The sequence below is a fragment of the Anoxybacillus sp. ST70 genome (assembly GCF_019553625.1).
Lineage (GTDB): Bacteria > Bacillota > Bacilli > Bacillales > Anoxybacillaceae > Anoxybacillus > Anoxybacillus gonensis.
On sequence record NZ_JAHZOF010000019.1, the window covers coordinates 1 to 14,365 of the forward strand.

General features: G+C 40.9%; 12 protein-coding genes, 1 rRNA gene and 2 pseudogenes. 6 read left to right on the forward strand and 9 right to left on the reverse strand.

Annotated elements, in window-relative coordinates; translation table 11 throughout:
- Positions 1 to 327: ribosomal RNA gene (locus tag K1I43_RS14895) — 16S ribosomal RNA — on the reverse strand; the annotation flags it as partial.
- Between the two features lie 147 nt (positions 328 to 474).
- Positions 475 to 1,380, reverse strand: coding sequence for a DMT family transporter (locus tag K1I43_RS14900; RefSeq protein WP_003398732.1), 906 nt, complete (start codon positions 1,378 to 1,380; stop codon positions 475 to 477).
- A gap of 45 nt (positions 1,381 to 1,425) precedes the next feature.
- On the opposite strand from K1I43_RS14900, the gene K1I43_RS14905 reads away from it, so the two are divergent.
- A complete protein-coding gene (locus K1I43_RS14905) occupies positions 1,426 to 2,103 on the forward strand; it encodes an MgtC/SapB family protein (protein ID WP_003398734.1) in 678 nt (225 codons plus the stop codon).
- A 113-nt stretch (positions 2,104 to 2,216) separates the two neighbouring features.
- The gene (locus K1I43_RS14910) at positions 2,217 to 2,756 is read left to right on the forward strand and encodes an HD-GYP domain-containing protein (protein ID WP_255572308.1); all 540 of its coding nucleotides are present in this window, start codon (positions 2,217 to 2,219) and stop codon (positions 2,754 to 2,756) included.
- 40 nt (positions 2,757 to 2,796) lie between these two features.
- Here the strand turns inward: K1I43_RS14910 and K1I43_RS14915 are convergent, their stop codons facing one another.
- The 4 genes and pseudogenes from K1I43_RS14915 to K1I43_RS14930 all read right to left on the reverse strand — a co-directional run bounded on the left by K1I43_RS14915 (position 2,797) and on the right by K1I43_RS14930 (position 6,592).
- Complete coding sequence (locus tag K1I43_RS14915; RefSeq protein ID WP_041639371.1) at positions 2,797 to 3,117, reverse strand: ArsR/SmtB family transcription factor; 321 nt, start codon at positions 3,115 to 3,117, stop codon at positions 2,797 to 2,799.
- Positions 3,118 to 3,285: 168 nt separating this feature from the next.
- A complete protein-coding gene (locus K1I43_RS14920) occupies positions 3,286 to 4,623 on the reverse strand; it encodes a hemolysin family protein (protein WP_012575892.1) in 1,338 nt (445 codons plus the stop codon).
- Positions 4,624 to 4,701: 78 nt separating this feature from the next.
- Positions 4,702 to 5,148 carry a MerR family transcriptional regulator gene (locus K1I43_RS14925; RefSeq protein ID WP_230456215.1) on the reverse strand — a complete coding sequence of 149 codons (447 nt, stop codon included), beginning with the start codon at positions 5,146 to 5,148 and terminating at the stop codon, positions 4,702 to 4,704.
- A 278-nt stretch (positions 5,149 to 5,426) separates the two neighbouring features.
- Positions 5,427 to 6,592: pseudogene (locus tag K1I43_RS14930) on the reverse strand (IS256 family transposase).
- A gap of 393 nt (positions 6,593 to 6,985) precedes the next feature.
- On the opposite strand from K1I43_RS14930, the pseudogene K1I43_RS15955 reads away from it, so the two are divergent.
- Positions 6,986 to 7,874, forward strand: a pseudogene (locus K1I43_RS15955) (transposase).
- Between the two features lie 32 nt (positions 7,875 to 7,906).
- Here K1I43_RS15955 and K1I43_RS14940 read toward each other — a convergent pair.
- Together K1I43_RS14940 and K1I43_RS14945 are read right to left on the reverse strand one after the other, a co-directional pair.
- Complete coding sequence (locus tag K1I43_RS14940; protein WP_041638924.1) at positions 7,907 to 8,095, reverse strand: hypothetical protein; 189 nt, start codon at positions 8,093 to 8,095, stop codon at positions 7,907 to 7,909.
- Positions 8,096 to 8,636: 541 nt separating this feature from the next.
- A complete protein-coding gene (locus tag K1I43_RS14945; RefSeq protein ID WP_041639373.1) occupies positions 8,637 to 10,001 on the reverse strand; it encodes an ISLre2 family transposase in 1,365 nt (454 codons plus the stop codon).
- Positions 10,002 to 10,163: 162 nt separating this feature from the next.
- Here K1I43_RS14945 and K1I43_RS14950 point away from each other — a divergent pair, with 162 nt between their 5' ends.
- Genes K1I43_RS14950 through K1I43_RS14960 form a run of 3 tightly spaced genes read left to right on the forward strand, consistent with a single transcriptional unit; the run spans position 10,164 to position 13,003 of the window.
- Positions 10,164 to 11,399, forward strand: coding sequence for an ISL3 family transposase (locus K1I43_RS14950; RefSeq protein ID WP_012575894.1), 1,236 nt, complete (start codon positions 10,164 to 10,166; stop codon positions 11,397 to 11,399).
- A 12-nt stretch (positions 11,400 to 11,411) separates the two neighbouring features.
- A complete protein-coding gene (locus K1I43_RS14955) occupies positions 11,412 to 12,278 on the forward strand; it encodes an ABC transporter ATP-binding protein (RefSeq protein ID WP_012575895.1) in 867 nt (288 codons plus the stop codon).
- Positions 12,279 to 12,286: 8 nt separating this feature from the next.
- The gene (locus K1I43_RS14960) at positions 12,287 to 13,003 is read left to right on the forward strand and encodes an ABC transporter permease (protein WP_012575896.1); all 717 of its coding nucleotides are present in this window, start codon (positions 12,287 to 12,289) and stop codon (positions 13,001 to 13,003) included.
- Between the two features lie 111 nt (positions 13,004 to 13,114).
- Here the strand turns inward: K1I43_RS14960 and K1I43_RS14965 are convergent.
- Positions 13,115 to 14,160 (reverse strand): IS630 family transposase gene (locus K1I43_RS14965; protein ID WP_094240525.1). Its coding sequence is split into 2 segments (ribosomal slippage): positions 13,115 to 13,654 and positions 13,657 to 14,160, totalling 1,044 coding nucleotides; the frame shifts between segments, so codons are not numbered across the junction.
- Between the last annotated feature and the right edge of the window lie 205 nt (positions 14,161 to 14,365).

Here is a 14,365-nt window from a genome sequence, read left to right on the forward strand (position 1 = left end):
CCAGTGTGGCCGATCACCCTCTCAGGTCGGCTACGCATCGTCGCCTTGGTGAGCCGTTACCTCACCAACTAGCTAATGCGCCGCGGGCCCATCCTGTAGCGACAGCTTGCGCCGTCTTTCAACGAAACGTCATGCGACATTTCGTGTTATCCGGTATTAGCACCGATTTCTCGGTGTTATCCCCGTCTACAGGGCAGGTTGCCCACGTGTTACTCACCCGTCCGCCGCTAACGATTCAAAAGCAAGCTTTCGAATCGTCCGCTCGACTTGCATGTATTAGGCACGCCGCCAGCGTTCGTCCTGAGCCAGGATCAAACTCTCCATAGAAAGTTTATCTCTCTAGCTTCGTACGCTTTTCGCTTCGTTCAGTTTTCAAGGAACATCTTTGTCGTTTTTCGCGACTTTTTTAATTTAGCACATCTCATTTTCGATGTCAAGAACACTTTTTATCGCCACATCACGGCAGCGACGTTTTTAAATATACCATCTTCTTTTTTTAAACGCAACTACTTTTTTAAAATTTTTTATGTGTTTTCCAAACATGTATGCCCCGATTCCAATGACAATAAGAAGCGAACCAATTCCTTGCGTCAAATAAACTTTTTCCCCTAACCATATATACGCTAACACGATGGCTCCAATTGGTTCGAATAAAATAGCAATCGACACCATAGCTGCATTTACCCATTTGATCGCCCAATTAAAAAGTGAATGACCAAACAATGTTGGAATTATAGCTAACAAAATGAAGCACCACCAGTCGCGTTCATCGTACGAAAAAAATGAATAGCGAAATAATACTACATATACACTTAATACTATTGAAGCGATTCCATAAACGATATACGTATATGTAATTAAAGAGAGTTGCTTCCGCAAATGTTGACCAACTAGCCAATAACCTGTTACCATAGCACATGCAATTAATGCAAGCAGATCGCCGTAAAGCGCTTCACCGCTTACCCGAAGATCCCCCCATCCGATGATTACACTACCTGAAATGGCGAGTATCGCACTAACCCATTCGTTCATCGCTATCTTTTCCTTAAAAAAGAGAACGCCACCAACAAAAGCAAATAACGGCTGCAATGTAACTAAAACAACTGAGCTTGCGACAGATGTATAACGAAGCGATTCAAACCAAAGGATAAAATGAAATGCAAGCAACGTTCCAGATAATAATGCAAATCCCCAATCTGTTTTATTCATCTCTTTCGTTTCTCTTGTATGTTTGGTCAGGAACAACGGGGTCATGAAAACAACCGCAAAAAAAAGACGATAAAATGCTATAACAGCTGATGGAGCATCTGTAAATTTTACAAAAATAGCTGAGGTAGAGATTGAAAACGCTCCGATAAGTAATGCAACGTATGCCTTCATGCTCTTCATCCTTTCGAATATACTTATGAAAAGGGGGAATGTCTTATGGACGCTCACGTGCTTATGAAACTCGGAATTTCCGCTGTCCTCGGACTTATTATTGGCTTAGAACGAGAACTAAAAAGAAAACCCGTTGGCCTTAAAACATGTCTTGTCATTTCGATTGTAAGTTGTTTACTAACTATCGTTTCGATTGAATCGGCATACACGTTTCCAAAAGCCGCTCATATTAACATGGATCCGCTGCGTCTCGCTGCTCAAATCGTATCAGGTATTGGTTTTCTTGGGGCCGGCGTTATTCTCCGGCGTGGAAATGATAGCATTTCCGGTTTGACAACCGCTGCGCTTATTTGGGGAGCAGCTGGTGTCGGTGTTGCTGTTGGAGCAAACTTTTATATTGAAGCTATTCTCGGTGTTATCTTTCTTATCGCTAGCGTTGAGCTCATCCCGCTTGTAACAACCGTCTTCGGACCAAAACAACTGAGAGAAAAAGAACTTTCTGTCAAACTGATTGTATTAGATGCAACAAAAATTTCAGAAGTAATCGACGCTATTAAACAAAAAAATATTCGCATCAAAACTGTGCGCATTAAAGATTTAGACAACGGAAATCACTTTGTTGAGTTAAAGGTATCCGTTGATCAAAAGCGGGCAACGACAGATGTATACGAATTTATTCATCAAATTCCTTCTATTCGGGGCGTCGATGTTGAGAATATTTAACTTGAAAATGATTATCATTTAGATTAGTATATATGATGATACTTACACTTAAAATACATTAGGTGGCGAACTACATGTCCTTTATTTTCAAAAACATGGAGCTTTGCTTTCTTATGCGTCAACTCTCAATGAAAGACGAGTTCACTTTTCTTCATTCATATCGCGTTACAAAAATCGCTTTATCTTTCGCGTCATTTTTAAAGTTGACAGATCAACAAAAACGTGAGCTTCAATTCGGAGCACTTATTCACGATATTGGCAAATTATATGTTCCTGCTCACATTTTAACGAAAAAAGGGAAACTATCGAAAGAAGAATTTGATGAAATGAAAAAACATCCTTTGTTCGGCATACGGGTACTACAAGATTACCATGTTTCAACTGAAATTTCTCACATCGTCTTATATCACCACGAACGCTGGGATGGGAAGGGGTATCCAAACAAACAAAGCGGAGAAAATATTCCCTTTCTCGCTCGGCTCGTGTCTTTAGCCGATTCACTCGAAGCGATGACCGGCATTCGCCCGTATCGCACATCACTCACATGGGAAGAAGCTTATGAAGAGATAAAAAAAGGGGGCAAGCACACAATTCGACCCACGATTAACCACTTCTTTTTTGTTATGAATGGAAAATCACGTGATTCCTATTGAACGAAATACAGAAACAGTCATGCAAACGATCACCTCTTTGTTACTCACATGAGATTTTTGTTCCTTTTTCTTCAAGCGCTTTTAATTTTTCTTTCTGATCTGGAATGTGAGCTAAAATATCTTTGATTAACGAATACATTTCATGTTCTTTGTTCACGGAATAAAAGATCCATTGGGCTTTTCTCGTTTCTTTCACTAAACCTGTATCTTTTAACTTCCGAAGATGCTGGCTTATGGCAGGCTGACTCATCTGAAAAATTTCAACCAATTCACACACGCAACAATCTTGATTATTTACTAGTCCCATGATTGTTAGTCTTGTTTTGTCTCCCAATAGTTTTAAAAATCGAAACGGTGTTATAGAATAATGACTTGTCTTTTTAGAAAAACGAAGGGGCTGCCCAAAAAACCACAGGGTCAGACCCCGCAACACAATATATAGGACATCACGTTGAATAAATGAACGATATATTGTGAAGCTCGCGTCAGGTCAGACCCTTATGAGACAGTCTCTCTTTAATATTAACTGTTATTTTGTTTCCGCTTCTTCTTGTACGGTAAGCAAAGGAGTTTTTACACGCTTCGTGATTTCAACCAATTGGACATGGCGACCTTCCATTTTTAATACCTTAAATTCATAATCACCGTAGGAGAGAATCTCACCTTGTTGAATATCAAATTTCTCCGTTAAAATCCAACCGCCAATCGTATCGACATCGGTATCATCGATATCCGTTCCAAGTAAATCGTTTACCTCTTCAATCAACACTTTTCCATCAACAATGGTAGTATGCTCGTTCACTTTGCGAATCATCGGAACTTCATCAATATCAAACTCATCTTGAATTTCACCGACGATTTCCTCCAATATATCTTCAACCGTCACAAGTCCAGCTGTTCCGCCATATTCGTCAACTAAAATCGCCATATGGACTCGTTCTCGCTGCATTTTTACGAACAAGTCATGAATAGGGATCGATTCAATTACTTGTATGATAGGACGAATATAATCATCTAACTTCTTTTCAATCGCTTGTGGATTTCGAATACAATCCGTTAATATTTCCTTTATGTTCACCATCCCAACGATATGGTCTTTATCGCCGTCTATAACAGGATAGCGTGTATATTTTTCTTTCTTCATAATTTCCAAACTGTCCGCGATTGAATCGTTTTTATCTAATGCGACAATTTCTGTGCGCGGCACCATAATTTCTTTGGCAATCCGATTGTCAAACTCAAAAATATTGTTTACGTATTTATACTCCGACGGATTAATTTCTCCGCTCTTATAACTTTCAGATAAAATAAGCCGCAACTCTTCCTCAGAATGGGCGACTTCGTGTTCAGATGCCGGTCTTAGTCCAAATAATCCGATGATGACACGTGCTGATCCGTTCAATACCCAAATAAACGGATACATGATTTTGTAGAAAAGGATTAAAGGTCTTGAACATAACAACGTAATGGTTTCCGCTTTTTGAATCGCCAATGTTTTAGGCGCTAATTCACCGACAACTACGTGCAAATAGGTAATCACCACAAACGCAATCGCAAAAGAAAGGAGAGATGCTACAGACTCATTCAAATTCATTTGCTCAAATACAGGACGAAGCAAATGTTCCACCGTTGGTTCCCCAAGCCAACCAAGCCCTAGTGCAGTGATGGTGATACCAAGCTGGCAAGCTGATAAATATTCATCTAAATTGCTGGTGACTCTTTTTGCAGCCATGGCACTTCGGTTTCCTTCGGCCACGAGCTGATCAATCCGTGTACGGCGCACTTTGACAATGGCAAATTCTGATGCAACAAAAAACGCCGTCAAGGCAATTAAAATGCCAACCATCAGTAAATTAACTATCTCCAATTAAGCTCTCTAACTGCATGCAAACAGCTAGAGAATCCACCTCCTGTTAATTGTATAATATGTTTTTCTTGTTCTTCACTATTTCCTTGAAAGAAAATCATATATAAAAGGATTTCCACCAAGCAATATCCCTAATGAATGTAGCAATGCGTAACCTTGCTGGGTCAATGGTTTTGTCATCATCTTGATCTGTTGTTCATTCAATTGTTTGAGCAACGGCTTTAATTCCAGCACTTCTTCTTGAATATGCTGCATTTGTTCTTGAAGATGCTCAATTTTATCGATAATTTCATTCATCGGAGCAGGCTGTTTTTTCATAAGCTGCAGGCGCTCTCTTATTTCCTCGAGAGTTAAATGCTGTTTCTTTAATGCATGGATTAACTGTAAATGCTCAATACTCTCTTCAGGATAATAGCGATAATTGGTCTCAGAACGAACGGGCTCAAGCAACCCTAACTGCGTATAATAATCAATGGTTCGTTTGGAAACACCAGCTAATTCTGCAAGTTCACCAATTTTAAGCAACTTCCCAACGAACTCACTCCCCATCTATTATTATTCGGTATGTTTAATGAAATTATATAGCAAAAAAAAATATACAGTCAAACGTTATAGTGTTAATTTTTTTATTACAAATCTGTTCCTAGGTACCGTCAAGAATTTTGTGTAATGTAAAATAGATAGGGTATCTCTGAAATAGATTTAGAATAGAGGGGAGACTGGTTTCCTCCACACAAGAGACTGAATATTCAGTCTCTTGTGTAGGAAGGGAGAATCCCCTTATCTCATTTATTTACATTAGGTTAATTGTAACATTCTTCAAACATTCGTTGAAGGGCTTCATGCGCTTCGGAAAATCCTCGTAACTTTCGTCCTGCCCATTTCTCATTAAAATCTTGAATGGTCAAATACACGACTTTTTCAGCTGCTTCTAAACTACTCAAACTGTTCATCGGCTTGAGACGTTTCCGAATCTCCTTGATCGTTCGTTCAATGGCATTGGTCGTGTAAATCACACTTCGAATACTGCTTGGATCATCCATAAATGTAAGGAGAACATCCAACTCATTGGCCCAAGATTGAACTTCTCTCGGATACTTGCTTGACCATTTCGACTCAAACTGTTGAAACATCTGGAACGCCATCTCCTTATTCGGTGCACGATCAATCAGTTTGAGATCCTCTGCCACTTCAAATTGATCTTTTTCCGAGCACGATGTAAGGTATTACGTACTTTGTGAACGACACAACGCTGCACATCGGCTTTCGGATAAACCGAGCCAAAAGCTTCCTCCAACCCCGGTAGTCCATCGAATACGCCCAGAAGCACTTCCTTGACGCCTCTTTTGTAGAGCTGTTGGAGAATCTCCCGCCATCCATAGGCGCTTTCTTGTCCTCCCACGAAGAAATCCAGAATTTCGCGATATCCTTCTTCATTCACTCCTAACACCACATAAATAACTTCTTTCTCTACCGTATCCCGGCGAAGTTTCACGTACAAGCCGTCCAAATATAAGACAGAATAACGTTTGGATAGTGGACGATGGTGCCATTTCTCGATGTCTTCTTTCACGACATCGGTAATCCGGCTGATCGTCGCTGGAGAATAAGCATTTCCTAGAATTCGTTCAATAAACTTGCCAATTTCCTGTGTACTCATGCCACTTTGATACATCCTGATGATGGCTTCCTCCAGCCAGCCGGTGTGGCGTTGATAAGGGGCAAACAACTGCGTTTGAAATTCTCCGTTTCGGTCTCTTGGCACCAAAAGCCCTTCAATTCGGCCATATTGTGTATCTAGATTTCGTTGATAGTAGCCGTTTCTCATATTGGATGTGTCCGCCTGTTCGATTTCGAGGAAATGTTTGATTTCTTCCCGCATAATCAGCTCTAATTTTTCCTTCACAAACTGACGAATGACACTTTCCAGTTGATTTGCCCAGTCTACATTCGGTATACTTTTAGACATAGGTAGGGTTCTCCTTTCTCTAAGATTTTTGGTCCAATCAGAGAATACCCTACCTTTTTTCTTTTGTTCCAGCAAAATGCTTTACACAAAATTTTATACATCATCTTTTAAATACATGTAAAAATTTTATAATAAAGTAAAAAGTAGCGTTGAAAAAGAATTAGCGTTTTTTATTTTATTACTTATCGCCATAAATTTTCTCGTGTTATGATATATTATGTAAATATGATTAAATCTACTAAAGATTATTGGTTTTTAACATTTATTCCAATATTTTTTATAAAATCGAACATGTTGCAAAACGCATAATTGATGCATAAATGTACACAAAAAAATCCACCACCTTAGAAATCATATACAGTGACCAAACTTATACAACTCCAAGGGGTGGGCATGATTACGATTTTCAATCTCGTAAAGGAACATGCGTGGATCGGTGAGATCGATCCTCTATTAGAAGCGTTATTTTCATACATCGACCGACTTTCGTTTTTGGACACACCGTATGTGACAGGAAGACCACCGATATCGAAAAAATCTCCGCTCCAATGTTTCTTTTTGAAGACCTATTTTGCTATCGATTCCTTATGGGAGTTGGTCCGCCTCCTCCGTCGGTTCGGCTACTTTCGGCGGATTTGTGGGCTTTCAGAGGTTCCCCATGTGTCGATGTTTTCAAGAGCGAGCCACTGGTTTCAGGAACAAGGATTTTCGAAATTTCACACCCAACTGTTGATCGATTTAGGAGTTCAACAACCTTCCATTGTCCTGATTGACAGCACCGCGTTGAGAAGGAGTCTGTATGATTCTCAGGCAAAATGGGGATGTCCACTCGGTATCGTTCGTTTAAGGGTTATAAACTCCATCTAGGCACAACAACGGAAGGGATCATTTTATCCCATGTTTTCATGACGGCGAACCGACATGACGCGGCTGTAGCGCCCGATGTCTTTTCTTCCTTGCAGGGATGGCGCATCGAATTGGCATTGGGGGATGCAGCTTATGACAGTGAAAACGTTCGAAAAATAGCCGAAGACATGGGCATCTTTTTCGTGTCCCCGGTGAATCCTCGAAACCAAAAAAGCGAGCGAAAAGATGCGTATGGTCGCGTGGTTCCGGATTTCTTCAAAACAGGGTTCGGGAAGTGGTTGTTGAGTCTGCGCGCGAACATCCAACGAGTATTGAATTAGCTCAAAATCAATGGATTAGAGCAGCCGCGTTAGCATGGATTTCGTCGCTATCAGCTGCATGTTCCATTATGCACAACTTCAAGTTTTTACTCTAGTTTTACAACACCATCTTTTTATACAATGCGCCTCACTGTTTAACTGAAAGGACTTTTCCTAACAGAAAACTAGAAAATACAACGAGAAATAAAGAAACCGGTATAATGATATAAAGCTGTTTAGCGGTGATCACTACTAATAGCCCCAAGACAATGAGTGCAAGCAGCGTAACGAGAATCGGGACAGGGATCATGTCTTCTCTGAATACTAAATTTTTCATCGCTTTTCTCTCCTTTTCTTAAAGACTCTATGGCTAAACAGTGAATTACTGAAATTTGTATTATGTAACGATGAGCAATGCACCGCCGACTGCAGCTCCAGCGCCGACGATAACCCCTGCTGTCATGCACCTGCCGTAATCCAGATTGAAGTACCAATGGCAATGGCAGCACTTGTCGTTAACATTCTATCGTCTCATTTCTATAATTTTGGTTCATCACCATAACTTAGGGTTGCTTTATAAAATCGAATAATTTTACAGTAATAGCTATGAAAAAAGTGAAAACTTACGTATCGTAATTGTTGACTAGACAAATCACGAGAGGAGTTTTCACTTTGTTCCCTAAGTTTATCAAATCTATGTTGCCGTTGCCATCTTTTTTTACGATTTGAGTCAGTCAAGACTTTGTGGAGAACATTTTTTCGGTTCACTACGGGTGTTGTCAATCACTAGTTAGCGAACCATTTTCAGGAATTGATATCGTAAGCGCTTTCGGACTCTCATCCCTCATCTTGAAGTGATGATATTGTATTCCATTTTTTTACACCCAACCAAAATCCCGAAGCGCCGACAACGCTTGATGGATCGGCGTCCCGGATGACCGCTGCAGACACGGTAGATTCTGACGCACCACATCTGCCCATAACCGTCCGGCCTTCCGTTTGGCCTGTTCGATCCGCTTGGATTTTGTTGAGGCCGAGACGGCCGACTGGGGCTCTTGCTCCTCCCACCGTCCCTTTCTCCACCCGATCCCGTCGATTCGGGCTGCCATCGCCCTCAGAAACGCCCGAAGCACTTGGTCTTTCCAGCTGCGGCGGGATTTCACCCGATGCGCAAATCGGCTCATCACGCTCTCGGCGTGGCCCATCGGACGCATGCCGGTCGTCTCCACCCCTTGCTCCGACAGCCACTCCCGATAGTCCCGGATGCATCCCGGCATCGACTCGATCCGGCGGATCATGGCAGCCATCTGCTTCTCTTTCGCTTCGTCCTCCAACGTGCCGACCGCGCTGTTCAGCTCCACCAGAAGCCCCTCTTCGTCTTGTTTCGCCAGCTTCTTCCGCACCTCCCGCCAACGCGGATGGCCGGACAGACACTGACGCAGCTCCCGCGCCACATGAAATCGATCCAGCTGAAAGCACGCCCGCTTCCCAAAATACTCCCGGCAGGCCGTGATCCACGACGCCGCGTCGCCGTTGATGATCAAAAGGTCCCGGCACGGATCATAGGCATATTCGTTCATCAGCCACTCTTCAAACCGTTCCCACACGTCTCCCGCCCCTTCATGGAGGTAGTGGCGCCGGTTCACGAGCTCGAGCTGCGAACCGTTTCGTTTCCATCCCTCGTGAACCGCCAGGATTTTCTCTTCTTTCGCCCGTTTCCCTTTCCCCTGGCGGGAAATGAACAGCCCATCCGCCTCCACAAACAGCACTCGGCCGTGCCGTTGGGAAACAGGGTGGTGCAGCGAGACAGGGGCCTCCAGCACCAGTTGGCGAATCGCCTCGTGGCTTAGGACCGCATACCCCACGATCGACTCCAACGTACGGGCTGCTTTGCGGTAGGAAGAGCACTTTACAGCCAACTCGACCGCCGTTTCCTCGAGGCAAGGGCTGATCGACTGCGCTCCATCAAAGCCCAGTTCGGCATCCAGCAAGAAGGTATACGCCCCCGCCTGCCGATCATAGTAGTAGTTCCGTCGAAACGTCACTTCTCCAAACAGCGTTTGGATCGTGGTCGGCCGTTTGTCTTTCAGCTGATACCGGCGCTTGTCCCGCGCTTCCGCCAGTTGTTGATCAATCTCCTCCAAAAGGGCCGCCAACAAGACAGCGAACACCTTTTGAAGAGTTCTGACGAATTGTTCCTCCAGCTCTTTTAATAAAGGCCATTCTGTGGTAAGATGTTTCATGGACTCTCTCCCTCCTGTTTTATGGATGTTGGTCATCACCATCATAGCAGGGAGAGAGTCCTTTTTGCATGACATTTGCTTTTTTCTACCGCGCTTCGCTTGGTGGCCCCGACGAGGGTCACGAACAAAAGTTCGCAACCCTCGTCGGGGAATCATTCCTGAATGTCACCCACAAATATTTTACTCACACTTACGATTTCTATGCCTACCGATGAGGAACCTACTGTTTTTCCTATCCAACCACCACCGCAATGTATTTTATGTCCACTTTGTCAAGGAAAAACATCCCGTCATGATAAAAGACGGCGTCGATTTCGTCACGGCTACGCTTGGCATATTGGCACGCTTTGGATTGAACTCGAAGTGCCTCGTCAGCGTTGTACTTCCTGCGACTACACGTTTACGTTTGACTATGGCTTAGGAATTATCCGTTCTTCAACGGCTTCTTTTCGTCGTGAAATCGTACAACGCTGTCATGGACGAGTTTTGACGGATGTTGCACGTGGATATCACTTGCCTTATACGACCGTTGAAAGATGGTTTTATCGGTATGTACCGGAACAACTTCCGGATCAAACAGCGACACGTGTTTGTGTGGATGAGTTTGCCCTTCGCAAAGGGCATCATTATGCGACAAGCGTGTTAAATACGGATACCGGCCACGTTTTAGCCGTCGTTCCACATCGTGATCGTGATCAAGATGCGATGGAAACAGCTCTTTCTTTGGCCAATGGCAATGTAAAAGCCGTGGTTAGTGACTTGGCACCTGCCATCGCCAAAGCCGTGGGAGCGGTATTTCCAGACGCGATTCATGTGTTGGACCGTTTTCATATTATCCAATTTTTCACCGATGCTTTAAAAATACGTAGACGGTATTTAGGGGAAGAGAAAAAACATCATCCCTTCCGGTTGATCGACCGGTGTTTGTCTTCTAAACCTACCCGTTTAACAGAAGAAGAACGTCAGTTTGTCGCTCAATGGTTAACAGAAGATGAGCACACGCGCCATCTTTATCAAGCCTTACAACACATTCGTTATGTGTTTCAATCAACGACCGTGAAACAGGTTAAAAGACGATTTTCTGACTGGATCAAACGTTATCAATCCCATGTTTTTGGCGCTGTATCGAAAATAGCCAAACGCTTTGTTCTACGTGAAAAAGCGATGATTGACACGATTCTATCACCGTTATCGAACGGCCTGATGGAGGGAGTGAATAATAAAATCAAACTGATCAAACGACGTGGCCCATTTCTTTCTGTGCATTCGATTAGAAACCGAGCGTTAATTTGGTCATCCCTGACTTTCGGTGATGAACAAATAAATTTACATAAAAGTAAAATTTCACTTTACATTTTGCAAAGTTTGTTTTACATTATAAATACAGATATTTGGTAAGGAGGGGTATTTTTGAAGTTAGAGAATGTAACAAAAAAGTACAAAGAAAAACTGGCTTTAAAAAACATTAACCTAACTTTGGAAAGAGGTTCTATTGTTGGTCTAGTGGGAAAAAATGGCGCAGGCAAAACGACTTTAATGAAGATCATTTGTGGGAATATTGTTCACTACGAAGGGACAATTGAAACTCCTAATGACTCCGTAATTGGTTATTTAATAGAACATCCTAAATCCTATCCTAACGCTACAGGTATGTATAATTTAATATACTTTTCGGAAATTTTTATGAAAAAGGTAGACAAAGAATATATTGATTTTATTATACAATCGCTCAAAATGAATGATTATATTAACAAAAAGGTTAAAACATATTCGCTTGGTATGAAGCAAAGACTCGGAATAGCAATATCGTTATTAAAAAAGCCTCAATATTTAATACTCGACGAACCAACGAATGGGATGGATCCCGAAGGGGCACTAGATGTTTTAAATATTGTAAAAAGTTTGGGACAACAATATAATATGGGAATTTTAATCTCCAGTCATAAATTGGAAGATATAGAAATGGTTAGCGATACGATTGTTTATATTGAAGATGGTCTTATTAAAAATATTACAGATAAAGAGCAAATAATCCAATCCGGAGTAATTATAATATCTCTTTCTAAGGATGAAGTCGATTATGCGCATTCTTTAATTAAGGATGACGTAAAGATTGTATCTGTTAATGAACAGCATATAACAATTGAATACATCGAAGATTATTCATTTATTATAAAAAAGCTAGCGCAACATAATATTTTTCCAAGGAATATTGAGAAAAAATTATATTCTTTAAAAGATTATTATTTTAATTTGTCTAAAAAAGGGAGGGCATAATAAGTACAATGATAACTTCAAAATTAGTTTGGTTTGACATTAAAAAGCTTCATGTTAGTTGGTTTACCTATTTGTCTTTGCTTTTATCAGTCGTTCCAGCATATGGGATTGCGTATGCTATTAAAAATTTGAACGGCCCTTTTAATATATATCATATTACGTCCTTTTACGCTTTATTAGGTAGTATTTTATGTGTAATCCTTTCCATGCGATTATTTACGGATGATATACATAATGAAATTCTTACTTTACTGTTTAACAAAAAAGAGAATCGAAAAAAATATCTTTTTGCTAAGTTTATAGGGGCCATTTATGTTGGTTTTCTTTTTGGTATTACTTGTACTTTGGTAATTATTAGTTCTGAACAATACTTAAAAATTAACGCGGACAATTTATATCTTAAAAGTATAATTAACTACATCCTCTTTACAAGTTTTTATGTATTACTTTTCTTCTATTTTAGTACATTTTATAGAAAAGTAACGGTTTTATTTGTAATAGCTGTGCTTTCTATATCTTTTTTACCAAATTTAATAATGACTGCTATTGATAGTAAAATGTTCCCTGATATAGTAGTCAACATTATTGAGTATACACCGCTATATTTTCTACCTATAAAAATAGGATCTCATAATTTTAGCAGTATGGAATATATTATAACTTTGCTTTCCATTGTATTTCTGTTTTTTATTTCTACATATTCAATACTAAGACAAGATTATTAAAAATCCGCGATAACAGATAATTTATTGAAGTGTAAAAAATAATTCAAAAACAGTATGCAACGATTTTCCTTCTGTATCTATATTGCAATCTATATAAGTTGAATTAAAGATTTACAACTGAACACACAAACGATCGATCGTTTGTTCTGGTTTCTGGTTGATTCGCTGAATAAAGGCTTGGACATTCTTTCTAATTTCTTGCACACCCGAATAGAACACGTTGTAAATCACGTCTGATTTCAGCCATTTCCATAGCCCTTCAATCAAGTTCAATTGCGGACTGTATGGTGGCAAAAAGACGAGCTCTAACCGATCTTCGTGTTCTTTTAAAAATGGCTGAATGAGTTTGGCATGGTGAATTCGAGCGTTATCTAAAATCATCACTATTTTGCCTGTGGGATAGCGTTCTAACACAAGTTGAAGAAATCGAAGAAATGTTTCCGCGTCATAGCGTTCTTCTTCGATGCAAAACACTTCCCCTGTTTCGTAGTTCAACGTGCCAATCAGCTTCAGCCCTTGATGTTTTCCAAACGTCGGAATGATTCGTTGTTTTCCTTTGACAAACCATGTTTTTTGAATCGCTTGGTAATCACGAATCATCGACTCATCTCGAAAGAGGACATGGGCGATGTTCCCATCTACCAGTTTTTTTTTACTTCAGGGAAGGTGATTTCGACGAATTCTTTTTGTTTCTCTTCATCGGCATTGGCTAGTGTATAGGTCGGTTTCGTATAGCTTAGCCCTAACCGATGCAGAATGTCACTTGTTCCGCGAAGCGTGTATGTTGGCCCCCACTTTTGTTGAATGAGTTCAGCGATTATCGCAAGCGTCCAGTTATATTTCGCTCCGAATCCAACATCTACGGGGAGCTGATGTTCAATGATCCAAGTCAGCTCTTTTTCTTGTTCAGGGGTCAATCGACGTGGAGCACTGGGTGAATATTTCATCTCTAGTCCGTCAAGAACTCGCTGGGTGTAGGCATGGATATAGTTATAAACGGTTTTTTTGGATCGACCGGTAATCGTTGCGATTTCTTCTTTTGCGTACCCCTGCAAATGAAGATAAATCGCTTGGTAGCGTTCATATGCTCGTTTACTTTTTGCTTCTTTCATGGCAGTGGACAACTTTTCGATCTCGTCTTTGTGATTTGGCATCATAGTTTTCTCTCCGTTCCCCTATTTTCTTTTTTTATTATTCACCGTGGAACGGGAGAAAACCTTTATTTCAATTTATATACTGTAGTTGAGTAATTTTCATTACAATAATTACCATTTAAAAAGAGACAAACGGGGTACTCCTTATGCCACATGGAGCTGTTTTTTCACGGCATCAATGGGAATATTTTGTTTCGCTGCGCCGTAG

What these genes read in the sequence shown, in the direction of transcription:
- K1I43_RS14900 (WP_003398732.1), bottom strand. Translation starts at nt 1,380, where the DNA reads ATGAAGGCATACGTTGCATTACTTATCGGAGCGTTTTCAATCTCTACC.
- K1I43_RS14905 (WP_003398734.1), top strand. Translation starts at nt 1,426, where the DNA reads ATGGACGCTCACGTGCTTATGAAACTCGGAATTTCCGCTGTCCTCGGA.
- K1I43_RS14910 (WP_255572308.1), top strand. Translation starts at nt 2,217, where the DNA reads ATGCGTCAACTCTCAATGAAAGACGAGTTCACTTTTCTTCATTCATAT.
- K1I43_RS14940 (WP_041638924.1), bottom strand. Translation starts at nt 8,095, where the DNA reads ATGAAAAATTTAGTATTCAGAGAAGACATGATCCCTGTCCCGATTCTC.
- K1I43_RS14945 (WP_041639373.1), bottom strand. Translation starts at nt 10,001, where the DNA reads ATGAAACATCTTACCACAGAATGGCCTTTATTAAAAGAGCTGGAGGAA.
- K1I43_RS14950 (WP_012575894.1), top strand. Translation starts at nt 10,164, where the DNA reads ATGTCACCCACAAATATTTTACTCACACTTACGATTTCTATGCCTACC.
- K1I43_RS14960 (WP_012575896.1), top strand. Translation starts at nt 12,287, where the DNA reads ATGATAACTTCAAAATTAGTTTGGTTTGACATTAAAAAGCTTCATGTT.